This is a genomic window from Streptomyces sp. NPDC048565 (assembly GCF_040650935.1).
In the GTDB taxonomy this organism is placed as follows: Bacteria; Actinomycetota; Actinomycetes; order Streptomycetales; family Streptomycetaceae; genus Streptomyces.
Map to the genome: position 1 here is coordinate 1 of NZ_JBEZIH010000050.1, position 25,328 is coordinate 25,328.

Below are 25,328 nucleotides of genomic sequence, written 5' to 3' on the forward strand. Positions count from 1 at the left end.
CCCCCCCGCCCCCCCCCCCCCCCACAACCCGCCCCCGCGGGCCCCAAAACAACCCACAACCCCCGGCCCCCCCCCCCAACCCCCGGCCGCCCCCCGGCCGGAGGGATCCGGCCGGGCGACGGCGTGCGGCAGAAGCCGGTGCCGCGGCACTAGTGCGCGGTGAACTCCACCGGCAGGGCGTCCAGACGCGCTTCCCAGGTGGACGCGGTCGCGGTGAGCTCGTCGGCGGGTACGGACAGCCGCAGGCCCGGCAGCCGGTGCAGCAGGGTGTCGACGGCCGTCTCGATGATGGCCTGGCCGAGCCCCTGGGCCGGGCATTCGTGCGGCCCGCCGCTGAACGCCAGGTGCGACTGGTTGCCGTGCACGGAGACACCCGAGTCCGGGCGGATGTCCGGATCGAGGTTGCCCGCGGCGAGCCCGAGCACCAGCAGGTCGCCCTCCTTGATCTGCGTACCGCCCAGCTCCAGGTCCGCGGTGGCGAAGCGCCCCGGGAGGACCGCCAGCGGCGGGGTGCTCCACATGACTTCCTCGACGACCTCCGAGACGGCCCGCTGCCCGCTGACGAGTCCCGTGAGACGGGAGACGTCGGTGAGGATCAGCTCAAGCACCCGGGCCAGCAGATTGCTGGTCGTGGTGTGCGCGGTGATCAGCACCAGACGCAGATGGCTGACGATCTCGCTCTCGTCGAGTCCGGCCGCGTGCCCGAGCAGACCGGTGGTGAAGTCAGGCCCTGGTTCGACGCGCTTGCGCTCGGCGAGCTCGTCGAGGATCTGCATGATGCGGTCGTTGTGTTCGAGGGCGTCGGCGCCGCCCTTGAGCACCTGGGCACAGGAGACCGCGAGGCTTCGCCCCTCGGCCGCCGGGAGCCCGAACAGCCTCGTCAGCACCAGCATCGGCAGGTACTCGGCGTACTCACCCACCAGGTCGGCGCTGCCCCTGTCGGCGAAGGCGTCGATCTGCTTGTTGGCGAAGTGCGTGACATGGCGCCTGATCCCGCGCCCCGCCAAGGTGTCCAGGTTGTCGGTGACGGCCCTGCGCAGCCTGCGGTGCGGCTCGCCGTCCTGGGACACACAGTCGGGCCGCCAGCCGAGCATCTGGATGAGCGGCGACGACTCCTCGACGCCTCCGTCCTGCCAGTCCCGCCAGATGCGCGAGTCCCGGCTGAACTGGAGGGGGTTGTCGAGCACCCGCCGGCTCTCCCGGTAGCCGAGGACCAGCCAGGCACGTACGTCGCCCTCCAGGAGAACCGGCGCCACGGCCCCGTGTTCCTTGCGCAGCCGTCCGTAGATGCCCTGCGGGTCGATCGCCGCCTCAGGACCGTACAGCCGGGTCAGGTCGCTGTCACCGCCGTGCATGACGGGGCAGCCGCCGGCGGCGCCCGCCTCGTTGGCCGGGTGGTCGGTCATCGGGGCTCCAGAGCGACGGCCGAGCGTGCCTTGAGGTGCCGTATCAGCGCGATCAGCACGTCACGGCTGGAGGTTCGGTCACGGGCGTCGCAGGTCACGACCGGGGTGTGCTCGGGGATGTCCAGGGCGTCGCGTATCTCCTCGACCGGGTGGTCCACGGAGTCGGGGAACACGTTCAGCGCGATGACGAAGGGCACGTCCTGCCGCTCCATCTCCTCGATGGCCCGGAAGCTGGAGGCCAGCCGGCGGGTGTCCACCAGGACCACCGCTCCGAGCGCGCCCTTGAACAGACCGTTCCACAGGAACCAGAACCGTTCCTGCCCGGGTGTCCCGAACAGGTACAGCACCAGCTCCTCGTTGATGCCGATCTTGCCGAAGTCGAGGCTGACGGTGGTCTCCTGCTTGTCCGCCACCCCGATCAGGTCGTCGACGTCCACGCTGGCCTGGGTCAGCGTCTCCTCGGTGGTGAGCGGCTTGATGTCGCTGACCGAACGGACCAGGGTGGTTTTCCCGGTACCGAAACCGCCGGCGATCATCACCTTCACCGAGCGGGCGGCCCCTCCGGCGGTCTGCCGGTCGGGATGGTCAAAGCCTTTGAAGTCCACTGAGTACCTCCTCAAGGAGCGCGAGGTCGGGCCCGCGGCCGGCGTCCGAGGCCGGGATGGGGTCACGGGCGTCGACGCGGCCTGCGTCCAGCAGATCGGCCAGGAGCACCGCGAGTATGTTGAAGGGCAGTCCGAGGTGGGCGCCGAGTTCGGCGACCGACAACGGATCGCGGCAGCGCCGCAGTATCTCCTCGTGCTCGTGCTGCAGGCCGGGCATGGCTGCGGCACGGGAGATGATGAGGGTCGCCACGTCCAGGGTCGACGCCGCACCACCCGGTCCGCTGCGCCCCCCGGTGAGGACGTAGTAGCGCTCGAGACCGGGTGGGTCCGTGGGCCGGCGGGGACCGCTCATCCAGGGTGCTCCTCCAGGCGCGGGCTGGTGCCGAGGAGCTCACCCATCCTCCGCGCCAGGTCCCTCATCTGGTGGCCGAGCAGGCCCTGGTCGAGCCCTTCCCTGGCCAGCACCCCGAGGTACGTCTCCACACCGGCCCGCACCACGAAGAGGTGGCCGCCGTCGACCTCGATCATGGCCAGGCGGAGCTGCCCCGCGTACGTGGGGAATTGCTCGGCCACCGGCTGTGCGAGTGCCTGCAGCCCCGCGACCACGGCGGCGAAGCGGTCCACGTCGTCGGGGTCGTCGGCGCCGTAGGAGGTGATGGCCTTGCCGTCACTGGAGGCCACGAGCGCGAAGCGGATCTCCCGGATGCTCTCCGTGAGATCTCGGAGCGCCCAGCTCACGTCGGTTCCCTGTTGCGTCATCTGGACTAGTCGCTCTCTTCAGTGCGGTTGGACTCGCTGCCTGCAGTCGTCTCGCGGTCGCCCGGGCCGGCGTCCGCGGTATCCGTCCCCGGTGGGGCACTGGCCGTGGCGAAGGCGGCGAGGCCGGCGAACGACGCGTCCGGCGGCACGGCGGCCACGGACTCCGTGGGCCGGTCGGCGGCGGGCGGCCTGGCGGTCTGCGTGTCGGCCCGCCTGCTCCTGCGCCGGGGCAGGCCACCGGGTGTGGTGTCCCCGATTTCGATGGCTTCGATGGCTTCGATGGCTTCGGTGCTTTCCACAGGCGCCGCGGCCTCGGCCGGCGCGGCCTGTTCCACTGCGGGCCTGGCCGGCTCGGTCGCGGGGACGGGCAGATGGCTGAAGTACTTGTGGGGAACCACCACGACCACGGAGGTGCCGAGCCACGGCGAGTCGGCGAAGGTGACCCGGATGCCGTAGCGGCGTGCCAGGGCACCCACCACACGCAGGCCCAGGTTGGCGTCCTCGGAGATGCCGCCGAGACCGGGGCCCTTCGAGGTGCCCGCGATGGACTGCTCCGCCTCCCGCTTGCGCTCCTCGCTCAGGCCCTTGCCGGCGTCCTGGATCTCGATGCCGACACCGTTGGGCACCTCCTTGCCGGAGACGACCACCGGCTCGGTGGGCGGCGAGTAGCGTGCCGCGTTGTCCAGGAGGTGGGCGAAGATCAGGGTGAGGTGGTCCACCAGACCGCCGTCGACCCCGAGTTCGGGCAGGTGGCGTACCTGGACGCGGTTGAAGTCCTTGATGCGTCCGATGCCGCCGCGGACCACGCTGAGCAGCCGCTGCGGTTCCTGCCACTGGCGTCCCGGCCGGTCCGACCCGCCGAGTACGCCGATGCTCGCGGCGAGGCAGTCGGCGGGGCCGATCTCCTGGTCGAGCTCCATGAGGCCCTGGGCCACCGCGGGCAGCCGCCCGTGTTCGCCCTGCATCTCGTGGAGCCGGCCGCGCAGCCGGCCGGTCAGTACATGGATCCGGCTGCCGATGCCGACCACGGCCTGTTCGGCCGATGTGGAGCGGTTCAGCTCCTCCTCCACGCCGAGCAGCGCGGTCCGCAGGACCCTGCGCAGTGCGGCGCGCAGCTCAGGACTCGCGTCGTTCTCCTGGGCGGCCTCCGTCAGGATGTCGTCGATGGCCTCGCCCTCCCGGAGCCGCTGGATCGCTTCGGGGAGGTAGTTGTCGCCGAGCCTGACGACGACGGCCTGCTGGAGTTCGAGCCGCTGGTGCGCGATGCGGTCCCGTTCGGCGAAGGCGGCCTCGTACGCCTGGGTGTGCTCGGCGAGCCGGGCCTCGAAGGTGGCCGCCTGCTGGCCGAGCTGCGCCTCCAGGTCCGAGCGCTCGGCCGCGAATCTCTGCTCCCTGCCCTGAACGTCGGCGTACCGCTGCTGGGAGTGTTCGGTCTGGGCGGACCGGAAGGCGGCGTCCGCCCGGCGGAGCTGGGACCGGGTCCGCACGAGGAGCCGTACACAGACCGCACCGGCGACGGTGACCGCGGCGCCCGCGAACGTCGCGGGTATCTGGAGCTGGTCGGGCCCCGCCACTGCGGTGACGACGGTTCCCGCTCCCATGGCCAGCGGCATCAGCCACCAGCCGTACCAGGCGACCGGTGCGCGTGCCGCCGGGGGTGGAGTGGCAAGTTCCATCTGCATCCTTCGAGAGCAACACATTCGAACAGGGGGGATTGCGCAACGCCGCACGCGCCCGGGGTCGGCGCGGCGGCGGCCGAGTGAGTTCGAGTCAACTCGCCGCGCCGCAAAGGAGCCTATCGGGTTGCGGACACAAGTGATCAACTCCCCTCCGCATACCGGAGATATTCGATCAGGGTGTGGCCGGAACCCGACGCCTGCCGCTTTCCGGCACGCAGGAGAGGCATCGCCCCCAGGTGCGAACTCCTCGATGAGCGGCCGGATCCGCCCTCGGCGGGACGTTGCCGAATGGCCGGAAAGGATCTCCGGCACGATGCGAAGATCGCTCGCACCGGCGGTGGACCGGGAGACCGGGCAGGGAGACCGGACAGGGAGACCGGACAGGTGCCGGGCGGGGCCCCGAGGGCAGGCAGCGGGGGAAGAACGGGCAGGCCATCGGCGCCCCTTCGGCCAGCCGGTGTGCCCCTTGACCTCCTGACGCGGCCACAGAAACTGTTCTATCGTCGGCTGGTGAGCCTATGGACTTCTTTGGAACCCACGTCGGCCACGGTGGATCCGGGTAGCAGCACAGTCGTCCAGCTGCGGATACGGAACACCGGCGACGTCGTCGACGAATACCGCTTCGAGCCCGTAGGTGACATCGCACCCTGGATGACCGTGGAGCCGCAGACGGTCCGGCTGTATCCGGGTACGACCACGACGGTGGCGCTGATCTTCGCACCGCCCCGCACACCCGACGCGGTCGCAGGGCCGAATCCGTACGCGGTACGGATCACGCCGACGGAGCACCCGGACGCCACCACGGCCCCCGAAGGCAACCTCACGATCACCCCGTTCACCGAACTCAGGGCCGAGCTGGTCCCGCCGACGGTCAAGGGGCGATTCCGGGCCAAGCCCAAGCTGGCCGTCGACAACCTCGGCAACACCAAGCTCACCGCTTCGCTCAGTGGGAGCGACAACGGCGACAACATCGCGTACGAGATCCGCCCCAGCAACATCCAGATCGAGCCGGGCCGCGCCGCGTTCGTCGACGCGACACTGAAGCCCCGGCAGATCATCTGGTTCGGGTCCAAGGAGCAGCGGCCCTACACCCTGGGGGTCCAGCGGTCGGGCTCGGAGCCCGTCGGCGTGGACGGCACCTATGTGCAGCGCGGGTTCCTGCCGGGCTGGCTCGTCACCGCGCTGGGCGTCGCGCTGGCTCTCACCATCACCTTCGTCATCCTCTGGATGGCGTACAAACCGGATGTGAAGAGCCTCGCCGCGGAGAAGGCCAATGACGCCGTGAGCACTCTGCAGCCGTCCGCCTCGCCCACGGTCGAGGAGAAACCGCCCGCGGAGGCCGAGAAGACCCCGGAACCGGAGACCTCGTCGGAGGCCGCCGCGACGAAGGAGCCCGCCGCCGGCGGTGGTGGCGGCGACTCGGAGCCCGAGAAGCCTGCCGCCCCGGCGCCGGGATCCCACATCATCGGCCGGGCCGCCAACCTCTGCGTCGAGGCCACGGGTCAGGTCAACGGCAAGGCCAGGGACGGCACGCACCTGACGGTCCAGAAGTGCGAGGAGAACGGCAACCAGAAGTGGGAGTTCCTCAAGGATGACCGCACGGTGCGCTCGCTCGGCCTGTGCATGGACGTGGCCTGGGGCTCCAAGGACGACGGCGCCGTGATCCAGCTCGCCCGGTGCAGCGGCAACCCCGCCCAGGAGTTCGTGATGAGCGAGGCCGGAGACCTGGTCAACCCGCAGGCGAACAAGTGCGTGGACGCGATGGAGGACGGCAGGACCGAGAAGGCCGAACTGCGGCTGTGGACATGCTCGGGAAAGCCCGACCAGAAGTGGCGGCTGGAGGGCTGACCCGCATCGGCGGGGGCTCCCGGGGCGAGGCGATACCCCGGGCGCCCCGGCGCCGTGCCTACGAGTACCTCCACGCCGCCCGGGACGGCGACGCCGCAACCCCCGTCGGGCGGGCCACGGTCAAGGCTCCTCGCTCCACATCCACTGCCCACCCAGCACAACCCGCCCCCGCGAACAGTCAGACCACGGCGAGCCGGTCCACCAGCAGCTCCACCCTCTGCTCGGCCTCGTCCGGCAGCAGCCGTCCCGCCGGGGTAAGGGTGGCGAGCCCGTGCAGGGACGCCCAGAACACCTCGGTGAACAGTGCCGGGTGGACGGCGTCCCCGGCGACCTCACCGAGGCATTCCAGCAGGGCCGCGAAGGCGTCCTTCAGGGGTTCCGGGGTGTCCTCCCGGGCAAACGCCAGGCCACCGTCGAGCCGGAACATGGCGTCGTAGACGGCCGGGTGGCGCTCGGCGAAGTCGAGGTAGGCGCGGGCGAGGGCGGTGACCCTGGCGCGAGGGTCGTCCACCGCGGAGGTCGCGGCTCGCACCGCCGCGGCCATCTCGGAGGCGCCCTCCAGGGCGACAGCGCCGATGATCTCGCGCTTACCGCGGAAATGGCTGTAGAGGACGGGCTGGCTGTATTCGATGCGCTCGGCGAGCCGCCGGGTGGTGACCGCGTCCCAGCCCTGCTGTTCGGCGAGTTCGCGGGCTGTCGCCACGATGAGGCGCTCGCGGTCCGCCCGTTCGCGCTGCTTGCGGTCCTGTACTGACATGGTCCGATTCTAGCATTGCTAGACAATCGAGCGTAAGCAGTACTAGCGTCACCCTCATCACCTGGCAGCGCTGGATCCCAGGAGGGGCCATGCTCAACGCACTTGAGGTCTTCACCACCGTGTCCGTCGGGCTGATGGTGGGGGTGGAGTTCTCCGTCGCCTTCGTCATGAACCCGATCTTCAACGGACTGCCCGACGACAGCGCCGTGCGCGCCCGGGCTCACGGAGGCCGGATGCTGGGCGCCGTGATGCCGTTCTGGTACATCGGCTCGCTCGTCCTGAGCGCGGTCTGGGCCTTCGCCGGATGGGACCATCCCGGCACCGGTCTGGTCGTCATCGCCGTCGCACTGCTGCTCGTGAGCGTCATCATGTCGATCCTGCTGCTCGTCCCGATCAACAACAAGGGCAAGACGTGGACCCCGGACAACCTGCCCGACGACTGGAAGCAGCAGGCGAACCGCTGGGACCGCTTCCACTACGTCCGCGTCGCGATCATCATCGGCGCCTTCACCCTGCTGGTCACCGCCGTCGCCTGAGCCGGGCGGGCCGGTGAAGCCGAAGCCGGGGGCGGCAGACGAGTCGGGCTGTACGCCGGGTTCTGTCGCCCGGTCGCCTCGCGGCGGCCGGGGAGACGGCCATCCATCTAGGACCGGCATTGCTGCCGGCCTCGTGCGGTCTACCCGCGAACTCGGGCGGGCAGCCCTCGGACGTTCGCGCAGGAGCACCTGGGTGCTCCCTCTTGACCTTGCTCCGGGTGGGGTTTACCTAGCCGCCTGAGTCGCCTCAGGCGCTGGTGGTCTCTTACACCACCGTTTCACCCTTACCGAGGACCGAGGTCCCCGGCGGTCTGTTTTCTGTGGCACTGTCCCGCGGGTCACCCCGGGTGGCCGTTAGCCATCACCCTGCCCTGTGGAGCCCGGACGTTCCTCGGGAGGATCCGAGGATCCTCACGCGGCCGTCCGCCCGGCTCGTCTGCCGTGGTGACCATGCTACCCGGGCGGACCGGGGCCGCCCGACAGGGCAGGGGCCTCCCGTCCGGCCGGCCGGGGGGTGTCGCCCGGCCCGTACCCTTGCCGAGGGCCTCCATGCACTCGGGGGCCTGTGCCGCGTATGAAGGAGACGTCCCGTGCTCGTGCTGTTGCCGCCCTCCGAAGGTAAGGCCGCCTCGGGGCGCGGGGCACCGCTGAAGCCGGAGTCCCTGTCCCTGCCCGGCCTCGCCGGGGCACGGGCCGCGATCCTCGACGAGCTGGTCGAGCTGTGCCTGGCGGACGAGGAGAAGGCCCGGGTGGTGCTCGGCCTGAGCGAGGGGCTGCGGGGCGAGATCGCGAAGAACGCGGAGCTGCGCACGGCCGGGACCCGGCCCGCCGGGGAGATCTACACCGGCGTGCTGTACGACGCGCTCGGCCTGGCCACGCTGGACGCGGCGGCCGAGCGGCGGGCCGCGAAGTCCCTGTTGGTCTTCTCCGGGCTGTGGGGCGCGGTGTGGGTGGGCGACCGGATCCCCTCCTACCGCTGCTCGATGGGCGTGAAGCTGCCCGGTCTCGGCGCGCTGAGCGCGTACTGGCGCTCCCCCATGGCCTCGGTCATGCCGGAGGCGGCCGGGGACCAGCTGGTCCTGGATCTGCGCTCGTCCGCGTACACCGGAGCGTGGAAGCCCTCGGGCGAGGTCGCGGAGCGTACGGCGAGCGTGCGGGTGCTCCAGTCCCGGATGGTCGACGGGGTGGAGAAGCGGTCCGTGGTCAGCCACTTCAACAAGGCGACGAAGGGCCGCATGGTCCGCGACCTGCTGCTGGCCGGGGCGGACCCGAAGGACCCGGCGAAGCTGATGGAGGCGCTGCGCGACCTCGGTCATGTGGTGGAGGGACAGGCTCCCGGGCGGGCCGGGCGGCCCTGGGCGCTCGATGTGGTCGTCACCGAGATCCACTGATCCCCGCCCCGCACGAGAGCGTTGCATCATGCGCAACGCTCGTTGCGTAGCGTGCTGCTCTCCCGGCAGGATGAGTCCATGACCTCCTCCGCGCCCGTCGCCGCGTCCGCTTCCGTGCTGGACCTCGCCCCCGTCATCCCCGTCGTCGTACTGGAGGACGCGGCCGACGCGGTGCCGCTGGCGCGCGCGCTCGTCGCCGGCGGGCTGCCCGCGATCGAGGTCACGCTGCGCACGGCCGCCGCCCTCGACGCGATCCGGGCCATGGCCGCCGAGGTACCCGAGGCGGTGGTGGGCGCCGGCACGGTGATCTCTCCCGCGCATGTGACCGCGACCGTCGCGGCGGGAGCGCGCTTCCTGGTCAGCCCCGGCTGGACGGACACCCTGCTGGACGCGATGAAGGCGTCGGGCGTGCCGTTCCTGCCGGGCGTCTCCACAACGTCCGAGGTGGTCGCGCTGCTGGAGCGCGGGGTCACCGAGATGAAGTTCTTCCCGGCCGAGGCCGCGGGCGGCACCGCCTATCTGAAGGCCCTGGCCTCCCCGCTCCCCCAGGCCCGCTTCTGCCCGACGGGCGGCGTCTCGCCCGCCTCCGCGCCGTCCTATCTGGCTCTGCCCAACGTCGGCTGCGTGGGCGGCAGTTGGATGGTGCCCGGGGACGCGGTCGCGGCGAAGGACTGGGCACGCGTGGAGCGGCTGGCCGCCGGGGCGTCGGCGCTGGGCCGCGCCTGAGGCCCTGGCCGGGGGCTCGCCCGCTACCGGCTACCGCAGGTGCGAGGTGTCGTTGAGGAGCCTCAGCGACGGGTTCCCGTCCGCGTAGTACGCCACGGTCGAGACGGACGCGGGCGAGAGCTCCATCCGGAACATCGACTCCGGCGGGGCGCCGAGCGCGAGCCTGACCAGGGTCTTGATCGGGGTGACGTGCGTGACCAGGAGCGCGGTGCGGCCCGCGTACCGCGCGACCAGCCGGTCGCGTGCCGCCGACACCCGTTCCGCCACCTCCGCGAAGCTCTCGCCGCCGCCCGTGGGCGCCGCGTCGGGGGACGCCAGCCAGGTGGTGAGGTCGGCACCGTGGCGCTCCCGCACCTCGCCGAAGGTGAGGCCCTCCCAGAGCCCGAAGTCCGTTTCGCGCAGGCCCTCCTCGATCCGCACATCGAGGCCCAGCCTGACCGCCACGGCTTGTGCCGTCTCACGGCAGCGGCGCAGCGGGGAGCTCACGATCTCCTGGACCGTGCCCCGGGCGGCGAACGCGTCCGCCGCGCAGGCCGCCTGGTGGCGGCCGGTCTCCGAGAGCTCGGGGTCGCTGCCGCCGCTCCCCGAGAACCGCTTCTCGGGGGTGAGGACCGTCTCCCCGTGTCGCAGCAGGATGAAGGTGGCGGGCGCGCCCAGGTCGGGTGCGCTCCCCCAGCCCACCTGCGGGGACGCCGAGGTATCGGCCTGTGCGGGCGCCGGCCTGGCAGCAGCCATCGCCGCGCGGACCTTCGCCGCGCCCGCCACCGCGTCGCCGGGCGGGCCGGCCGGGGGCTGCTCGGGGGCGACAGGCGCCCGCGGCGTCTCCAGGTCGGCCGTCGATGACGACGCGTCCCACCGCTCGCCCCGTCTGCCCGCGTCCATCGCCTCGTTGGCCAGCCGGTCGGCGTGCTTGTTCTGCTCGCGCGGGATCCACTCGTACGTGACCGAGGAGGCGGGCAGGACACCCGCGGCCTCCGCGGCGAGCGGCTTCATGTCGGGGTGCTTGACCTTCCAGCGCCCCGACATCTGCTCGACCACCAGCTTGGAGTCCATCCGGACGCGGACCTGCACCTCCGTGTCCGGGAACAGCTCCCTGACCGCCTTGAGACCGGCGATCAGGCCGCGGTACTCCGCCACGTTGTTCGTCGCGACACCGATGTACTCGGCGGCCTCGGCGAGCGTGACGGCAGCGGCGGGGTCGAGGACGACCGCGCCGTATCCCGCGGGCCCCGGGTTGCCCCGGGAGCCTCCGTCGGCCTCGACGACCAGCTGGCGGGGAGCGGGCATTACAGACCCGACTCCGAGGTGCGGACGAGGATGCGGTGGCAGTTCTCGCAGCGCAGCACCGTGTCGGGGGACGCGGCCTTCACGTCGTTGACCTCGGTGATGTTCAGCTCAAGGCGGCAGCCCTCACAGCGGCGCTGGTAGAGCCGTGCGGCGCCGACGCCGCCCTGCTGGGCGCGCAGCTTGTCGTACAGCTTGAGCAGGTCGGCGGGAACGGCGCCCGCGACGACCTCGCGGTCCTTGGTCACGGTGGCGGCCTCGGCGTCGAGCTCCTGGGAAGCCGCGTCCCTGCGGGCGGTCGCGTCGTCGACCTTGGCCTGCACCGCGCTGACACGCTCCGTCAGCTCGGTGACGCGCTCCTGGGCGGACTCTCGGCGCTCCATGATTTCGAGGACGACGTCCTCCAGGTCACCCTGGCGCTTGGCCAGCGAGGTGATCTCGCGCTGGATGTTCTCCAGGTCCTTCGGCGAGGAGACCGCGCCGGAGTCGAGCCGCTGCTGGTCGCGTACGGCGCGCTGGCGCACCTGGTCGACGTCCTGCTCCGCCTTGGTCTGCTCGCGGGTGGTGTCGCTCTCCTCGGTCTGCGAGGCGACGAGCAGGTCGCGCAGCTGGGCGAGGTCGTTGCTGAGCGAGTCGAGCTCGGCGTGCTCGGGCAGCGACGTGCGCCTGTGGGAGAGCTGCGACAGACGTACGTCGAGTGCCTGGACTTCGAGGAGTCGGATCTGGTCGGCGGGCGCGGCGTTCAGTTGGGGGCTCCAGAAGAGTGGTGGGTGGTCCAGGGGTCGGTGACCTGCTTCGAGACATGGACCCGCAGGTCCCATCCGTGGCGGTCGGAAATCGCGTCGAGCTGCGCGGCGGCCTGCTCGCACCAGGGCCGTTCGGTGGCCCAGTGTGCGGCGTCGACGAGGCCGAGCGGCGAGTGCTGGACGGCCTCGGAGGCCGGGTGGTGGCGCAGGTCCGCGGTGAGGAAGGCGTCCACTCCGGCGGCCCGTACGGCGTCGAAGAGGCTGTCGCCCGAGCCGCCGCTCACCGCGACCCGGCGGACGACGGCGTCGGGGTCGCCGGCCAGCCGGATGCCCTGCGCGGTGGCGGGCAGCCGGGCGGCGGCGCGGGCCGCGAAGTCCCGGAGGGTCTCGGGGTGGTCGAGCTCGCAGATCCGGCCGAGGCCCCGGCGTCCGGACGCGTCGGTGGCGTCCGGCACGAGGGGGCCGGTGACCCGCAGGTCAAGGGCGCCCGCGAGGGCGTCGGAGACCCCGGGGTCGGCGGTGTCGGCGTTGGTGTGCGCGACGTGCAGGGCGATGTCGTGCTTGATGAGCCCGTGGACGACCCGGCCCTTGAAGGTGGAGGCCGCGACCGTCGTCGTACCGCGCAGATAGAGCGGGTGGTGGGTGACGATCAGCTGGGCGCCGATGGCACGGGCCTCGTCGGCGACCTGCTGGACGGGGTCGACGGCGAAGAGGACACGGTCGATCCCGGCTCCGGGATCGCCGCAGACCGTGCCGACGGCGTCCCATCCTTCGGCCCGCTCGGGAGGCCAGAGGGCGTCGAGCTCGGCGATGACTTCAGACAGACGGGGCACGGAGGAAAGGCTACCTGTCCGGCGTACCCCGCCGCCCCTGGCCGCTGGAGCCCGTGGAGCGGGACCGGCGGCCGGTACGAATCGTTACGCACCGCGCAGCCGCGTCAGCACACTCCCCCGGCCTTCGCAGGCGAATCAGGACATCGGCACCCTTATGTGTGAAGTGAAGGGGCTCGCGTTGTCCGGTGGGGCGTGCGAAACCTAGCTTCGGTTGCCGGAGGTGACCGGACCATGACTGCCTGTGCCATCGAGGACAAGACCACCGGAGTCGCGGGGGCCGCCACGACGGCCGGCCCCGCACCCGGATCCACGGAACCCGAGGAGCCGGCCGAGCCCGTGGAACCCCACGCCACGGACGAGCCGGGGGACGCCGACGCGGGCGGCACGGAGGCCCGGGCCCATGACGCTGCGCCTTACGACGCGGAGGCGCACGACGCGGTGACGTACGACGCGGAGGCGCACAGCGGGCCGGACGGAACGGACAGCACGGCCGAGGCGGACCGGGCGGACAGCACAGCCAGGACGGACCGGGCGATCAGGGCGGGCGGGCCCGCAGAGGCGGCCTCGTCCGTACCGCCCCTCCCCTTCCTCCGGCCCGCCCCCTCCGTACCCCCGCTCCCACCGGCGCCTCCCGCGCCCGCCGCATCCGCTGACACCCCTGACACCCCCGACGCTCCCGCGCAGAGGGGCCGGGGGGACCAGGGGGCCCGTGCCGCCCCCCTCCGCGCCCCGACACGTCACGTCCCGCCCGCGCTCGTCCTCGCCGCCGACCACGCCTACGCGGCGCGGCTCACCGTGGCCGGGGAGACGGCCGGGCCAGGCTGGTTTCCGGAGCGCTGGACGCTGGACGGTCCAGAGCCCTACGCCGTCCCGCTCCCCCTCGACCAGCCGGAGGACGCAGGCTCCGACGTGCTGCCGCTCTCGGACGGCCGGGTCCTGATCCGGCGGGAGGTAGCGGCCGGATCGCACACGTTCTCGCTCCTCTACCCGACCGGACCCGGCACGGGTGAGATCTCGCTGGGCTCCCTCGACTGCGCGGAGCTCACCCTCCTGCCCCCGTCCCCGGACGGGGCGAGCGCCTACGCCCTGCTCCCCGGCGAACGTTCCACCGGCGTCTGGCTGGTGGCGGGCGGCGCGTTCGGCCCGGAGCAGGTCGCCGATGTCCCCGGGCACTGTTCGGGCGGTGTCTGGCTGGACCGCGAGGGCCGACTGCTCGCCCTGGACCGGCAGATGCCGGGCGGTGGCCCGGTGAAGGCGGTCGTCGCGGATCTGGAGCGCGGCGGAGAGGTGACGCCCCTGCTGCAGATCGCCCCGGACAGCAACGACCGGCTGCTGACGGCCGACGCCGACAGCGGCCTGCTGCTGGTCAGGTCGGACGCCCCCGGCCACGACCGGCTCGGCTGGGGCGTGCTCGGCAGCTGCCTGCCGGTGCGGTTCCCCGAGTGCCTGCGACCGCCGGAGGGGACGTTGACGCCGTTCGCCGTGCAGCCGGGTCAGATGCTGATGCCGGAGAGCTGCGCGGTGGCTCTGCGCATCGACGGGGCCGCCGGCAGCTGGGTGGGGCTGTGGCGCCCGGCGGAGCGTCGGCTGCACCAGTTCGCGGCGCCCGGCGGATGGCTCGCCGGATCCGGATTCTGGACCCGGGAAGGGGTGCTGCACCTGCCGTACTCACAGGAGGGCACCCCCTGCGCCGTGGCCCTGCTCGATGCTCCTGTGGACGAACCACGCCCGGCTCCCGGGGAGGTGGCGGACGTGTCCGGCGCCACCCCGCCCCGCGGTGTGTGCACGCCCGTGCCCCTGGGGCAGGCGCCTCTCACGGGGCGCACCGCACCTGGATAAACTGGCGCCGGGGGCTACGCAGCCGTTCCGTGCGGATGCCGACGGTGACCGCGCCGGGGTGGCGGCGGGCTGCGACACACACGTAAGCGATTGCAACGGGGAGAATTCCCACATGTCTGAAGCCCGAACCGACACGACCCAGACGCGTCCGCCCGAGGCGGACGCGGAGCGGGCCGAAGCCGGCGGCTACGGAAAACACCGAGGAGGCGCGTCTGCGGAGAGCGTGACCGCACAGCCGCACGGACGTCACCGCCGTCCTTCCGAAGGGGGTGGCAGCACGGCGGCCTGAAGCGTGGGCCCGCCCCAACAGCCCACGCACCGATGACATTTGTCATCGCGGAGTCCGTACGCACGCCCCTGCCCCGGGAGCGTCCAGGCCCGTAGCGTCATCGTCATGACACGGACAACGGGGATCAAGGGAAGCGGACCTGCGGTGGTGTTCACCGCGGCGGTCAAGACGTTCGGGCGGGCGGGGCGCACCGTGCGGGCGGTGGACGGCATCGACCTCACGATCGGGCGGGGCGAGACCGTCGCCCTGCTGGGCCGCAACGGCGCGGGGAAGTCCACGGCCATCAGCCTGCTGCTGGGCCTGGACGCCCCCGACTCGGGCACGGTGCGCCTCCTCGGCCGTACGCCCGACCGGGCGGTCCGCGCCGGGCTCGCGGGCGCGATGCTCCAGGACGGGCGGCCGATTCCCCGGGTGACGGTGGGTGAGCTGATCCGCTTCGTCGCCGCCCTGTATCCGCGCCCGCTTCCCGTAGCGGAGGCGCTCGCCCTCGCCGGGGTGTCGGAGTACGCGAACCGGCGCGTCGACAAGCTGTCCGGCGGTCAGATCCAGCGCGTCCGGTTCGCCGTCGCGCTGGCGGGCGATCCGGAGCTGGTCGTGCTGGACGAGCCGACATCCGCGCTGGACGTGGAGGCGAGGCGCGCGTTCTGGGTCTCGATCCAGGCCTTCGCGGAGCGCGGCACCACCGTCCTCTTCTCCACCCACCATCTGGAGGAGGCCGATGGGAACGCCGACCGGATCGTCGTCCTGCATCAGGGCCGGATCGTCGCGGACGGCAGCGGCGAGGTGATCAAGCGGTCGGCCGGCGGCGGGCTGGTCTCCGTCGAACTGGCGGACCGACCCGTCGCCGAACTGGAGTCGCTCCCCGGCGTGGTGGGCGTCGAGGTACGCGAGAACCGGGCGTTGCTGCGTACGGACGACTCGGACGCGACCGTCGTCGCACTGGCGCGGATCGGGGCCGTACGCGGCCTCCAGGCGAGCAGGGCCACCCTGGAGGACGCGTTCCTCTCGCTGACCGCACCCGTGCCCGCCTCCCCGGAGGCGCCCGCCCGTTCGCTGAAGGAGGCCGTGTGATGTACGCGTACATCGCCCTCGAAATCCGGCGCACCCTGCGCGACCCCACGTTCCTGATCTTCGGGACGGGCATGCCGGTGATGATGTATCTGCTCTTCACGAACCTCGGAGGGGGCGGCACCTACGGGGACTGGAGGGCCGCGTCGATGGTCGGCATGGCGGCGTACGGGGCGCTCGGCTCCTCCATGGCGATCGGCACGGGCATCTCGTCGGACAAGTCCCTGGGGTGGCTGCGGCAGTTGAGGATCACGCCGCTGGATCCGGGCCGCGCGGTCGCGGGCCGTGCGATCAGCGGTTCGGTGACGGTCCTGCCGACCGTCCTGACCGTCCTGCTCGCCGGGGCGCTCGTCAACGGGGTGCGGCTGGCGGTGTGGCAGTGGGGCGCGCTGGTGGTGCTGCTGTGGATCGGCGCGCTGCCGTTCACCCTGCTCGGCATCGGCAACGGCTACCAGCTCACCCCGCAGGGCACCGGTGTGGTCAACGTGGCCTGTCTGATGGGCTTCGCGATCGTCGGCGGACTGTGGTTCCCGCTCGACATGTTCCCCGGATGGCTGGGTGCTATCGGCCAATACACCCCGGCGCACGGGTTCGCCGACCTCGGCTGGGCGACGATCGCGGGGCATGCCCCCGGGGCCGGGTCCTTGGCGGTACTGGGCGCCTGGCTGCTGCTCTTCGGCACATACGCCGTGATGTCCTACCGTCGGTCGGCGAGGACCGTGTGAGCGGAGTGACCGCGCCCGTGCCCGGGGAAGCGACCGTGCCCGAGGAGGTGACCGTGCCCGGAAAGGTGACCGTGCCCGAGGAGGTGACCGTGCCCGGAAAGGTGACCGTGCTCAGGAAGGTGAGGGCCAGGGCGAGGAACCGGATGCCGGGTTCGCCCCGCCCCTACACCATGCTGCCCATGCTGCTGATGGGGCTCGGCGCGTTCGCCAACCTCTGGCAGGGCGAGACGGCGAATCCCTGGGTCGGCGGCATCGGGCTGTTCGTCTTCAACTCCTTCTACGTCTCGGTGGTGTTCCGGGGCTTCGACAGGAGGACGCGGGAGAGCGTCACGTCCTATGTGCTGCTGGCCGCGATGGCCTTCATCACCTTCGGTCTGGCGATCGGCTACGGCGGCAGCTGGCTGCTCTTCTTCCCCCTGTTCGCGCTGGCCTGCGGGACGATCCTGCGCGGCAGGCGGCTGGGCATCGGCCTGCTGGTCCTGGCGACGTCCGCGTGTGCCGTGACCGTATGGCGCGGTGACCACGTCGCGGAGCCGTGGACGCTGGGCTACGGAACCCTCCTGTCCGGAGGTGTGACGGCCGCGATCCTCACCCTGTCCGAGACCGTGACGGAGCTGCGCGCGACCCGGCAGGAGCTGGCCCGCAGCGCCGTCGAGCGGGAGCGGCTGCGTTTCTCGCGCGATCTGCACGATCTGCTCGGCCACACCCTGTCGGTCGTCGTGGTCAAGTCGGAGGCGGCCCGCAGGCTCGCCCCGCACGACATCGACGCCGCGATCGCGCAGGTGTCCGACATCGAGTCCGTGGGCCGCCAGGCCCTCACCGAGATCCGGGAGGCGGTGACGGGCTACCGGGAGGGGAGTCTGGCCACCGAACTGGACCGGGCGGGCCCGGTGCTGGCCTCCGCCGGGATCGAGGCGTCCGTCCACCGCTCGGGGCCGCCGCCGGCCCCGCAGAGCGATGCGCTGCTGGGCTGGGTCGCCAGGGAGGCCGTCACCAACGCCGTACGCCACAGCTGCGCGACCCGCTGCGAGTTCGTGCTCGACTCCACACCCGAACGGGTCCGGCTGACCGTGAAGGACAACGGCATCGGCGCGGGCGCCGCAGATGGCGGTCCTCGACCCCCGGTGGGCCCGGCCTCGGGTACGGGGCTGAAGGGCCTGGCCGAGCGGCTGGCCGCGGCAGGCGGCTCCCTGAAGTCCGGGCCCGCGGCGAACGGCGGCTTCGTCGTGACGGCGGAACTGCCCGGCGGGGGCGGAGGGTGACACCGGGGAGGATCACCGCGCCTGACGCCCGAAAAGCGCTCCACCGGCCGGAACGGCGGCATCCGGCTCTAGGGTGCGTTTCGAAAGTAGCGCCGTCCGCCCGAAGGGCGGGCAGGCGGGACTTTCGAAACACGCCCTAGTCTGAGCCCGTGAACGAGATGCCGCAGGACCACCGGCCCACGGGTTCGGTACGCATCCTCCTCGCCGAGGACCAGGGCATGATGCGCAGCGCGCTCGCCCTGCTGCTCGGGATGGAGCCGGACTTCGAGGTCGTCGCCCAGGTGGAGGCCGGGGACAAGATCGTGGACGAGGCGCTCCTCTCCCGCCCGGACGTGGCACTGCTGGACATCGAGCTCCCCGGCCGCAGCGGCCTGGACGCCGCGGCCGAGCTGGCCACCGAGGTCCCGGACTGCCGGGTGCTGATCCTGACGACCTTCGGCAGGCCTGGGTATCTGCGGCGTGCCATGGAGGCCGGGGCGGCGGGCTTCCTGGTGAAGGACGGCCCGGTCGGGGATCTGGCGAAGGCGATCCGCAAGGTGCTGGGCGGCGAGACCGTGATCGATCCGGCGCTGGCCGCCGCCGCCCTGGGCGCGGGTCCGAGCCCGCTGACCCCACGGGAGCGGGACGCGCTGAACGCGTCCGTGGACGGGGCGACGGTCTCCGACATCGCCGTGAAGCTGAGCCTTTCGGAGTCCACGGTCCGTAACTACCTGTCCTCGGCCATCGGCAAGACGGGCACCCGCAACCGCATGGAGGCGATGCGCGCCGCACGGCAGCAGGGCTGGCTCTGAGCCGCCGAGCCCGCCCGGATCCGGACGGGGGAAGGAACCCTATGCCTCCGCCTGCGCGGGTTCCCTCCCCCGCCGTGCCGACCCGCCCGAGGCCCGTGGGCCCCGGGGCCCACCCGCGCGCAGCTCCCGGCGGCCCGGCAGCCACAGCAGCATCATCAGCGCCCCGGCCACCAGCACCACGGCTGATGTGCGGAAGGCCAGGGCGTATCCGGCCGTGATCTCCGCGGCCCCTCCGGAGCCCGCGGTGCGGGCCGCCGCGATCGTGGAGAGCGCGGCGAGGCCCAGCGCTCCGCCCATCGTGCGGGAGGTGTTGACGAGACCGGAGGCGAGTCCGGCGTCGCCGGGTGCCGCGCCGGAGGTGGCGAGCGTGGCCAGCGGGGTGGAGGCCAGTCCGGCCCCGGCCATCATCAGGACGCCGGGGAGGCAGACCGAGGTGAGATAGGCGCCGTGCACACCCATGGTGGACTGCCAGCCGAAGCCGGAGGCGGCGACCAGTGCGCCGGTCACGGCCAGGGGCTTGGCACCGATCCGTGCCATGAGCGCGGGCGCCGCCTTCGAGCCGATGAAGACGGCCGCGGAGCTCGGTACGAGCGCGAATCCGGCCTGCAGCGGCGTGTACCCCAGCACGTTCTGGGCGTAGACGGTCATGAAGTACCACATGGAGAACGTCGCCGAACCCAGCAGCAGCATCGACACGTTCGCCGCCGAGACGGCCCGCACCCCGAGCACCCGCAGCGGCATCAGCGGCGCGGCCGTCCTCGCCTCCACCAGGACGAACACGGCGAGCAGCGCGAGGCCGCCCAGGAGGGGCACCAGGGTGCCGGCCGCGGTCCAGCCCGCGGCCTCGGTCTGCACGATGCCGTACGCGGTCGTCGCCAGGCCCGCCGTGACGAGCACCGCGCCCGGCAGGTCCACGCGGCGCCGGTCGCCCGCCCGGCCCTCGGCCAGCCACACCGCGGCGCCCGCGATGACGAGGACGCCGATGGGCACGTTGATGAGCAGGACCCACCGCCAGGACAGGAGGTCGGTGAGTACGCCGCCGATCAGCCCGCCGGCCGCGCCGCCGCCCGCGCCGACCGCCATCCAGGTGCCGATCGCCCTGGTCCGCGCGGGGCCTTCGGGGACGGCCGCGGTGAGGATCGTGAGGGTCGCGGGGGACAGCACGGCGGCGCCGAGTCCCTGCCCGGCGCGCGCGGCGAGGAGCTGCCAGCCCTCCTGGGCGAAGCCGCCGGCCAGGGAGGCCGCGGTGAACAGGGCGAGCCCGGTCAGGAACATCCGCTTGCGGCCGTAGATGTCCGCGGCCCGTCCGCCGAGCAGCATGAAGCCGGCGAAGGCGATGGAGTAGGCGTTGACGACCCATTGCAGCGCGGGTGCGCTCAGGTCCAGATCGGTGCGCATGGACGGCAGCGCCACATTGACCACGGACACGTCGAGCACGACCAGGAACTGCCCGGTACAGGCGGCCGCGACCACGGCCCAGGTACGGGTTCTCGACCGGGCGGGCGGCCGCGAAGGCAGGGAGACGTCATCCATGGGTGTCATACTCGCAGGCCACTCGTGCCCCGTACATCGATTTCGGGTCCCCCTTCGGTCTCATCAGGCCTCCGTCCCCCGGCGTAGGACCTGCGCCGACTTCGCTGTTTTCACACCGCGTTCACCGGAATAACGCGTACACAAGGAAGCGTTCAACATGCACACACTTGGCGGTCGGCGCTGCCCGTCGCGCGTCGCCGCATGCGCCACCCCGCTCGATCCTCGCCACCTTCCCCTGCCCGGAGGCCACACGTATGCAACGGACGACGAACGAACAGCGAGCCGCGGCGCTCCCCGATGATCCGCAGAGGCGCAAGGGCGGCGGCGTCGTACCCGTGCTCGCGTTCGCGGGGATCACCGTCGCGGTGATGCAGACCCTGCTCGTCCCCGTCATCAAGGACCTGCCCTCACTGCTCGGCACCGACCCGGCGAACGCGACCTGGGTGATGACGGCCACGCTGCTCGCCGGGGCCGTCGCGACCCCGATCATGGGGCGGCTCGGCGATCTGTACGGCAAGCGGCGGATGCTGCTGGCGAGCCTCGCCGTGATGGTGGTCGGCTCGCTGATCTGTGCCTCGACCGACAGCCTCGTGATCATGATTGTCGGCCGGGCGCTCCAGGGCTTCGCCATGGGTGCCATCCCGCTGGGGATCGGCATCATGCGCGATGTGCTGCCGCGCGAGAAGCTCGGTTCGGCGATGGCCCTGATGAGCTCGTCCATAGGCGTGGGCGGCGGACTCGCGCTGCCCGCAGCCGCGATCGTCGCCCAGCACGCCGACTGGCACGCACTGTTCCTCGGTTCGGCCGCGCTGGGCGTGCTGGCCATGTCACTCACCGCCCTCGTCGTGCCGGAGCCGGCGCTGCGCGCGCCGGGGCGTTTCGACTTCACCGGAGCGGTGGGGCTCTCCCTCGGCCTGGTCTGCCTGCTGCTGCCCGTGACGAAGGGCGGCGACTGGGGCTGGGGCTCGCCCCTGACCCTCGGTCTGATCGCCGCGTCCCTGGTGATCCTGGTGCTGTGGGGCCTGTTCGAGCTGCGCTCCACGGCGCCGCTGGTCGATCTGCGTACCAGCGCACGCCGTGAGGTGCTGCTCACCAACCTGGTCTCGATCATGGTCGGGGTCGCCTTCTACGCCGTCTCCCTGGTCCTGCCGCAACTGCTCCAGCTGCCCGCGGCGACGGGGTACGGTCTGGGGCAGTCGATGGTGGTGGCGGGGCTCTGCGTGGCGCCCCTGGGCCTGACGATGATGTTCGTCGCCCCGCTGTACGCCCGTCTCTCCGCCCGCCGCGGCCCCAAGACCACCCTGATCCTCGGCATGCTGATCATCGCCATCGGTTACGGGGCGGGGCTCGGCCTGATGAGCGCCCCCTGGCAGACCGTGATCATCGCGGTGGTGCTCGGCGCGGGCATCGGGCTCGCGTACTCCTCGCTGCCGGCCCTGATCATCGGAGCGGTCGACGCGTCGGAGACGGGTGCGGCCAACGGCCTGAACACGCTGATGCGGTCGATCGGCACCTCGATGTCGAGCGCGGTCATCGGCATGGTGCTGGCTAACACCTCGGTACGGATGGGGTCGGTGAACGTCCCGACCATGGAGGGCTTCCGGACCTCGTTCATGATCGCCACAGGCGCGGTGCTGGTCGGTCTCGTGCTGGCCGCGTTCCTGCCGACGCAGCGGCCGGCACGCCGCCCGGTGCTGCTGGCCAGCAGCGCGGGCGACGCGCTCACCGCCGCGGAGGCCGCGCCCCCGGCGGCGGCGCGGGTCAGCGCGCCGGAGAGTCGAACCCCGGCTCCGTAGCCAGCAGCATCGAGGGCACGCCGGCCCGGCTGGGTCCGGTCTCCGACTTCATGCAGGTGGTGCTGCGCGACTCCGCCAACCCCACCATGTTCGCCGCCGGTTACCGGACCGCCGTGATCCCCGGGAAGGCCACGGCCCGGGTCGACGGCCGCTTCCTGCCCGGCCATGAGCAGGAGCCGATCGACACGATCGACCGGCTGCTGCTGCCCTCGGTCAGCCGTGAGTGGGTCAACCACGACATCGCGATGGAGACGACGTTCGACGGGCCGCTCGTCGACGCGAGGTGCGACGCGGTCCGCGCCGGGGACCCGGACGGCCACCCCGTGCCGTACTGCGACCCGGGGGGCACCGACGCCAAGGCGTTCACCCACCCGGGCATCCGCTGCATCGGCTTCAAGAGGCTGAAGCTCCCGCACGACCTGGACCACGGCCGGCTCTTCCACGGCGTGGACGAACGCGTCCCGCTGGAGGGCCTGCGCTTCGGTGTCCGGGTCATGACCCGACTCCGGCAGAGCTGCTGACCCGGGGCCTCCCGTAAGGACCCTGGCCCCCGCAGCCCTGCCAGGGGCCTGCCCCGACCCGGGCCCACCCCACCCGTACGCCCCCGCCGAGCCGTATCGCGGGGGCGTACGGCACGATGGGACGCCGTCCGATCCACCGCCCCCACCAGGAGGAACCCCGTGGCCGCCGAGTCCGCCGCCCGTCCTGAGCCGGATGTTCTCGCCGCCTTCGAAGCCGCCAAGGGCTTCATGCCGCTCCATGAGGGGCTCGCCTTCCACGCCGCCGCCGTCGAGGCCGCCGCGCTCGGCCTTCCGCTGCTGGAGGTCGGCACCTACTGCGGGCGGTCCACCATCCTGCTGGCCGCCGCCGCCCGCGAGGCCAAGGTGATGGCGCTCACCGTCGACCACCACCGGGGCAGCGAGGAGCAACAGCCGGGGTGGGAGTACCACGACCCGTCGGTGGTGGACCAGGAGATCGGCCTGATGGACACCCTGCCCACCTTCAGGCGCACCCTGCGCCGGGCCGGTCTGGAGGAGCACGTGGTGGCGCTCGTCGGGCGGTCCCCGCAGGTCGCGGCTGTCTGGGGCGGGGAGCTCGGCCTGGTCTTCATCGACGGCGGGCACACCGACGAGCACGCGAACGGTGACTACGAGGGCTGGGCCCCGAAGATCGCCGACGGCGGTCTGCTGGTCATCCACGATGTCTTCCCCGACCCGGCCGACGGTGGTCAGGCGCCGTACCGGGTCTACCGACGCGCCCTGGAATCGGGGGCGTTCACCGAGATCTCGGTGACGGACTCACTGCGCGTCCTGCGGCGTGGAAGGCCGGAAACGGGGACGGGGACCTGAGGCTCACGGATAGCATCGCGACGTGCGTCAAGACTTCACTCCCCCCATACCGCGTCCGGGTCCGCGCCGCAGGCCCGTGTTCACCGCCGCGGCGCTCATCGGCGTCTGCCTGACCGCCGCGGGGTGCGCGGACGGCGACGGCGGCCAGGCACCCGGGACCGCCGCACCGGAGACCGCGTCCCGGTCCGCCTCGTCCTCGCCCGCCACCGCCCCCTCGTCCTCCTCCTCGGCCCCGGCCCCGGAGAGCGGCTCCTCCACCGGGTCCGGCTCGACGAAGCCCCTGCCGCAGGGCCCGCTCTCGGGCCGCACCGTGGTGATCGACCCCGGGCACAACCCCGGCAACCGCGACCACGCCAGGGAGATCAACGCCCAGGTGAAGATGGGCACCGGCCACAAGGAGTGCGACACCACGGGCACCGCTACCAACTCGGGTTACGCGGAAGCCCTGTTCACCCTCGACGTCTCCCGCAGGCTGCGCACGCTGCTGGAGAAGGAGGGCGCGAAGGTCGTCCTCACCCAGGACGGCGACCGGCCCTTCGGCCCGTGCGTCGACGAGCGTGCGCGGATCGGCAACGAGGAGAAGGCCGACGCGGCCGTCTCGGTCCACGCCGACGGCGCCGCAACCGGGAACCGTGGATTCCACGTCATTCTTCCCGCAGCGGTGCACGGCGACGGCGCGGACACCGCGAAGATCGTTGTCCCTTCGCGTGAACTCGGAGTGCGGATTGCAGGCAATTTCGTACGCACGACCGGAAGCGCCCCTTCCAATTACATCGGCGAGGACACCGGACTCGACACCCGTGACGATCTCGGCGGGCTGAATCTGTCGACCGTGCCCAAAGTGTTCATCGAATGCGGCAATATGCGTGATCCGAAGGACGACGCTCTGCTCACCAGCAAGGGCTGGCGGCAGAAAGCGGCTCTCGGTATCGCCGACGGCATCAGCAGCTATCTCACGAGGTAGTTCTGCGGTGATAGTGGCGACATTGGGGGGATAGCCGGTCCGAGGTCCGGGCAGCATCACAACCCGCCCGGGCAGACGATAGATTCATCCGTACGATGGGGAGCCGCCCCCGAGCTTCGCGCCGTAACCGCCGTTCGGGCGGCATCGACGACCGCCCCGACGAGACGACCGACTAAGGACCTTCACGTGAATATCCGCTCCCTCACTCGAGGCGACGGCGTGGTGATCGGAGCAGCGGTCGTGCTGTTCGTCGCCTCTTTCCTCGACCTCTCCGGCTACGACTGCCCCTCGGGCGTGGACTGCTCGGGCTACAGTGCGAATGCCTGGGACTCGCTCTCCATCCTGATGAGCATCTACCTGGCCGGCATCATCGGCGCCGCGCTGCTGATCGTCAGCCGCGCCCTGCCGGGCCGCAAGGTGGTCGGTTTCGAACTCGGCCAGTTCGGGGCCGCGTTCACCGTGTACGCCCTGTGGACCATGTTCTGGACGATCATCGACGCCGGCGACGCGGGCGCCGGTCTGATCCTCGGGCTCCTGGCGACCCTCGTGCTGGCCGGCGGCGCCGTGGCCACCCCGATGGTCCCCGCGCTCAAGGCCCCGCTGTTGGGCGCCCCGAGCCCGGCGCAGGGTGTGCAGGCGGCGTACGGCCAGCAGCCCGCCCAGGGCTACGGCTACCCCGGTGGCCAGCAGCCGTACGGCACGCAGCCCGGCCAGCCCCAGCCCTACGGCGCCCAGCCGGGTCAGGCGGCGCCCGGTCAGCCGGAGCAGCAGCAGGCCGCGCAGCAGGCTCCGCAGGGCGGTGGGGCACCCGCCGGTGACTTCACGCCGTTCTGGTTCGCGGTGCCGGTGGCCCGTCCGCTGTTCGGCGAGGACGGTGCGCCCACCCCGATCGCGGAGCTCGCTCCCGGTACGTGGTACCTCGCGGTCGAGCAGCGTGGTCCCGGGCTCATCGCCCAGACGCAGGACGGCCGTCGTGGCGTCCTCCAGGACACCTCGGGCATCCAGCGCGGCTGAGCCGCCCCACGCACGAGCGGCCCCTGCCCTGACGGCGCTTTCTAGGGGTCATCGCAACACGTGGTCGTGTTGATCAGGCCGCGAGCAGTTTATGCAGGCGCTCGGCTGGGGTTTCCCAGCCGAGCGTT

The 25,328-nt window shown here is 72.0% G+C and carries 23 protein-coding genes, 1 other RNA gene and 1 pseudogene; 14 read left to right on the forward strand and 11 right to left on the reverse strand.

Translation table 11 applies throughout. The features are described from left to right. Positions 1-149 precede the first annotated feature (149 nt). Genes AB0C75_RS35190 through AB0C75_RS35210 form a run of 5 tightly spaced genes read right to left on the reverse strand, consistent with a single transcriptional unit; the run spans position 150 to position 4,446 of the window. Positions 150-1,406, reverse strand: a complete 1,257-nt coding sequence (locus tag AB0C75_RS35190) for a cytochrome P450 (RefSeq protein ID WP_362896499.1) — start codon at positions 1,404-1,406, stop codon at positions 150-152. Then, positions 1,403-2,011 (reverse strand): ATP/GTP-binding protein, encoded by a 609-nt coding sequence (locus tag AB0C75_RS35195; RefSeq protein WP_362896501.1) that lies wholly within the window; start codon positions 2,009-2,011, stop codon positions 1,403-1,405. The genes AB0C75_RS35190 and AB0C75_RS35195 overlap by 4 nt, the downstream gene beginning before the upstream one ends. Further along, complete coding sequence (locus AB0C75_RS35200; RefSeq protein WP_362896503.1) at positions 1,992-2,363, reverse strand: DUF742 domain-containing protein; 372 nt, start codon at positions 2,361-2,363, stop codon at positions 1,992-1,994. The genes AB0C75_RS35195 and AB0C75_RS35200 overlap by 20 nt, the downstream gene beginning before the upstream one ends. Beyond that, the gene (locus AB0C75_RS35205) at positions 2,360-2,770 is read right to left on the reverse strand and encodes a roadblock/LC7 domain-containing protein (RefSeq protein ID WP_362896505.1); all 411 of its coding nucleotides are present in this window, start codon (positions 2,768-2,770) and stop codon (positions 2,360-2,362) included. The genes AB0C75_RS35200 and AB0C75_RS35205 overlap by 4 nt, the downstream gene beginning before the upstream one ends. A gap of 5 nt (positions 2,771-2,775) precedes the next feature. Further along, entirely contained in the window at positions 2,776-4,446 is a 1,671-nt protein-coding gene (locus tag AB0C75_RS35210) for an ATP-binding protein (RefSeq protein ID WP_362896507.1), read from the reverse strand. A gap of 513 nt (positions 4,447-4,959) precedes the next feature. Between AB0C75_RS35210 and AB0C75_RS35215 the strand changes: the two genes are divergently transcribed. Further along, entirely contained in the window at positions 4,960-6,297 is a 1,338-nt protein-coding gene (locus AB0C75_RS35215) for a ricin-type beta-trefoil lectin domain protein (protein WP_362896509.1), read from the forward strand. Positions 6,298-6,475: 178 nt separating this feature from the next. Here AB0C75_RS35215 and AB0C75_RS35220 read toward each other — a convergent pair whose 3' ends face one another. Beyond that, positions 6,476-7,054: a TetR/AcrR family transcriptional regulator gene (locus AB0C75_RS35220; RefSeq protein ID WP_362896511.1), complete on the reverse strand. Its 579-nt coding sequence runs from the start codon at positions 7,052-7,054 to the stop codon at positions 6,476-6,478. An 89-nt stretch (positions 7,055-7,143) separates the two neighbouring features. Between AB0C75_RS35220 and AB0C75_RS35225 the strand changes: the two genes are divergently transcribed. After that, positions 7,144-7,590 carry a DUF1772 domain-containing protein gene (locus tag AB0C75_RS35225; RefSeq protein WP_362896513.1) on the forward strand — a complete coding sequence of 149 codons (447 nt, stop codon included), beginning with the start codon at positions 7,144-7,146 and terminating at the stop codon, positions 7,588-7,590. A 35-nt stretch (positions 7,591-7,625) separates the two neighbouring features. Here the strand turns inward: AB0C75_RS35225 and rnpB are convergent. Then, an RNA gene (rnpB, locus tag AB0C75_RS35230) (RNase P RNA component class A) lies at positions 7,626-8,025 on the reverse strand. Positions 8,026-8,180: 155 nt separating this feature from the next. Between rnpB and yaaA the strand changes: the two genes are divergently transcribed. Next, entirely contained in the window at positions 8,181-8,981 is an 801-nt protein-coding gene (gene yaaA / locus AB0C75_RS35235; RefSeq protein WP_362896515.1) for a peroxide stress protein YaaA, read from the forward strand. Between the two features lie 78 nt (positions 8,982-9,059). Continuing rightward, positions 9,060-9,707, forward strand: a complete 648-nt coding sequence (gene eda / locus AB0C75_RS35240; protein ID WP_362896516.1) for a bifunctional 4-hydroxy-2-oxoglutarate aldolase/2-dehydro-3-deoxy-phosphogluconate aldolase — start codon at positions 9,060-9,062, stop codon at positions 9,705-9,707. A 30-nt stretch (positions 9,708-9,737) separates the two neighbouring features. On the opposite strand, the gene AB0C75_RS35245 is transcribed toward eda, so the two are convergent. The 3 genes from AB0C75_RS35245 to AB0C75_RS35255 are packed head-to-tail and all read right to left on the reverse strand — an operon-like array spanning position 9,738 to position 12,570. Further along, positions 9,738-10,994 carry a bifunctional RNase H/acid phosphatase gene (locus AB0C75_RS35245; protein ID WP_362896518.1) on the reverse strand — a complete coding sequence of 419 codons (1,257 nt, stop codon included), beginning with the start codon at positions 10,992-10,994 and terminating at the stop codon, positions 9,738-9,740. Further along, positions 10,994-11,737 carry a C4-type zinc ribbon domain-containing protein gene (locus AB0C75_RS35250; protein ID WP_362896536.1) on the reverse strand — a complete coding sequence of 248 codons (744 nt, stop codon included), beginning with the start codon at positions 11,735-11,737 and terminating at the stop codon, positions 10,994-10,996. The genes AB0C75_RS35245 and AB0C75_RS35250 overlap by 1 nt, the downstream gene beginning before the upstream one ends. Further along, positions 11,734-12,570 (reverse strand): Nif3-like dinuclear metal center hexameric protein, encoded by an 837-nt coding sequence (locus tag AB0C75_RS35255; RefSeq protein ID WP_362896520.1) that lies wholly within the window; start codon positions 12,568-12,570, stop codon positions 11,734-11,736. The genes AB0C75_RS35250 and AB0C75_RS35255 overlap by 4 nt, the downstream gene beginning before the upstream one ends. Positions 12,571-12,801: 231 nt before the next feature. Here AB0C75_RS35255 and AB0C75_RS35260 point away from each other — a divergent pair, with 231 nt between their 5' ends. The 5 genes from AB0C75_RS35260 (at position 12,802) to AB0C75_RS35280 (ending at position 18,544) form a co-directional block, all read left to right on the forward strand. Further along, positions 12,802-14,409, forward strand: a complete 1,608-nt coding sequence (locus tag AB0C75_RS35260; protein WP_362896522.1) for a hypothetical protein — start codon at positions 12,802-12,804, stop codon at positions 14,407-14,409. Positions 14,410-14,803: 394 nt separating this feature from the next. Then, complete coding sequence (locus tag AB0C75_RS35265) at positions 14,804-15,769, forward strand: ABC transporter ATP-binding protein (protein ID WP_362896524.1); 966 nt, start codon at positions 14,804-14,806, stop codon at positions 15,767-15,769. Continuing rightward, positions 15,769-16,491, forward strand: coding sequence for an ABC transporter permease (locus tag AB0C75_RS35270; protein WP_362896526.1), 723 nt, complete (start codon positions 15,769-15,771; stop codon positions 16,489-16,491). The genes AB0C75_RS35265 and AB0C75_RS35270 overlap by 1 nt, the downstream gene beginning before the upstream one ends. Before the next feature lie 143 nt (positions 16,492-16,634). Further along, a complete protein-coding gene (locus AB0C75_RS35275) occupies positions 16,635-17,753 on the forward strand; it encodes a histidine kinase (protein WP_362896538.1) in 1,119 nt (372 codons plus the stop codon). Positions 17,754-17,911: 158 nt separating this feature from the next. After that, complete coding sequence (locus tag AB0C75_RS35280; protein WP_362896540.1) at positions 17,912-18,544, forward strand: response regulator transcription factor; 633 nt, start codon at positions 17,912-17,914, stop codon at positions 18,542-18,544. A 39-nt stretch (positions 18,545-18,583) separates the two neighbouring features. On the opposite strand, the gene AB0C75_RS35285 is transcribed toward AB0C75_RS35280, so the two are convergent. Then, complete coding sequence (locus tag AB0C75_RS35285) at positions 18,584-20,086, reverse strand: MFS transporter (RefSeq protein WP_362896528.1); 1,503 nt, start codon at positions 20,084-20,086, stop codon at positions 18,584-18,586. Positions 20,087-20,331: 245 nt separating this feature from the next. On the opposite strand from AB0C75_RS35285, the gene AB0C75_RS35290 reads away from it, so the two are divergent. From AB0C75_RS35290 to AB0C75_RS35310, 5 genes and pseudogenes are all read left to right on the forward strand, one after another. Further along, on the forward strand, positions 20,332-21,873 hold the full coding sequence (locus AB0C75_RS35290) for an MFS transporter (RefSeq protein ID WP_362896529.1): 1,542 nt from the start codon (positions 20,332-20,334) through the stop codon (positions 21,871-21,873). A gap of 23 nt (positions 21,874-21,896) precedes the next feature. After that, positions 21,897-22,394 (forward strand): annotated as a pseudogene (locus AB0C75_RS35295) (hypothetical protein); the annotation flags it as partial. A 159-nt stretch (positions 22,395-22,553) separates the two neighbouring features. After that, the gene (locus tag AB0C75_RS35300) at positions 22,554-23,222 is read left to right on the forward strand and encodes a class I SAM-dependent methyltransferase (RefSeq protein WP_362896531.1); all 669 of its coding nucleotides are present in this window, start codon (positions 22,554-22,556) and stop codon (positions 23,220-23,222) included. 22 nt (positions 23,223-23,244) lie between these two features. After that, positions 23,245-24,186 (forward strand): N-acetylmuramoyl-L-alanine amidase, encoded by a 942-nt coding sequence (locus AB0C75_RS35305; RefSeq protein WP_362896532.1) that lies wholly within the window; start codon positions 23,245-23,247, stop codon positions 24,184-24,186. Between the two features lie 186 nt (positions 24,187-24,372). Next, positions 24,373-25,200, forward strand: coding sequence for a hypothetical protein (locus tag AB0C75_RS35310; RefSeq protein WP_362896534.1), 828 nt, complete (start codon positions 24,373-24,375; stop codon positions 25,198-25,200). The last annotated feature ends 128 nt before the right edge of the window (positions 25,201-25,328 follow it).

Coding starts and splice junctions, on each gene's coding strand:
- AB0C75_RS35190 (WP_362896499.1), bottom strand. CDS start 1,406: ATGACCGACCACCCGGCCAACGAGGCGGGCGCCGCCGGCGGCTGCCCC.
- AB0C75_RS35200 (WP_362896503.1), bottom strand. CDS start 2,363: ATGAGCGGTCCCCGCCGGCCCACGGACCCACCCGGTCTCGAGCGCTAC.
- AB0C75_RS35205 (WP_362896505.1), bottom strand. CDS start 2,770: ATGACGCAACAGGGAACCGACGTGAGCTGGGCGCTCCGAGATCTCACG.
- AB0C75_RS35210 (WP_362896507.1), bottom strand. CDS start 4,446: ATGGAACTTGCCACTCCACCCCCGGCGGCACGCGCACCGGTCGCCTGG.
- AB0C75_RS35220 (WP_362896511.1), bottom strand. CDS start 7,054: ATGTCAGTACAGGACCGCAAGCAGCGCGAACGGGCGGACCGCGAGCGC.
- AB0C75_RS35225 (WP_362896513.1), top strand. CDS start 7,144: ATGCTCAACGCACTTGAGGTCTTCACCACCGTGTCCGTCGGGCTGATG.
- eda (WP_362896516.1), top strand. CDS start 9,060: ATGACCTCCTCCGCGCCCGTCGCCGCGTCCGCTTCCGTGCTGGACCTC.
- AB0C75_RS35245 (WP_362896518.1), bottom strand. CDS start 10,994: ATGCCCGCTCCCCGCCAGCTGGTCGTCGAGGCCGACGGAGGCTCCCGG.
- AB0C75_RS35260 (WP_362896522.1), top strand. CDS start 12,802: ATGACTGCCTGTGCCATCGAGGACAAGACCACCGGAGTCGCGGGGGCC.
- AB0C75_RS35265 (WP_362896524.1), top strand. CDS start 14,804: ATGACACGGACAACGGGGATCAAGGGAAGCGGACCTGCGGTGGTGTTC.
- AB0C75_RS35270 (WP_362896526.1), top strand. CDS start 15,769: ATGTACGCGTACATCGCCCTCGAAATCCGGCGCACCCTGCGCGACCCC.
- AB0C75_RS35275 (WP_362896538.1), top strand. CDS start 16,635: ATGCCGGGTTCGCCCCGCCCCTACACCATGCTGCCCATGCTGCTGATG.
- AB0C75_RS35280 (WP_362896540.1), top strand. CDS start 17,912: ATGCCGCAGGACCACCGGCCCACGGGTTCGGTACGCATCCTCCTCGCC.
- AB0C75_RS35285 (WP_362896528.1), bottom strand. CDS start 20,086: ATGACACCCATGGATGACGTCTCCCTGCCTTCGCGGCCGCCCGCCCGG.
- AB0C75_RS35290 (WP_362896529.1), top strand. CDS start 20,332: ATGCAACGGACGACGAACGAACAGCGAGCCGCGGCGCTCCCCGATGAT.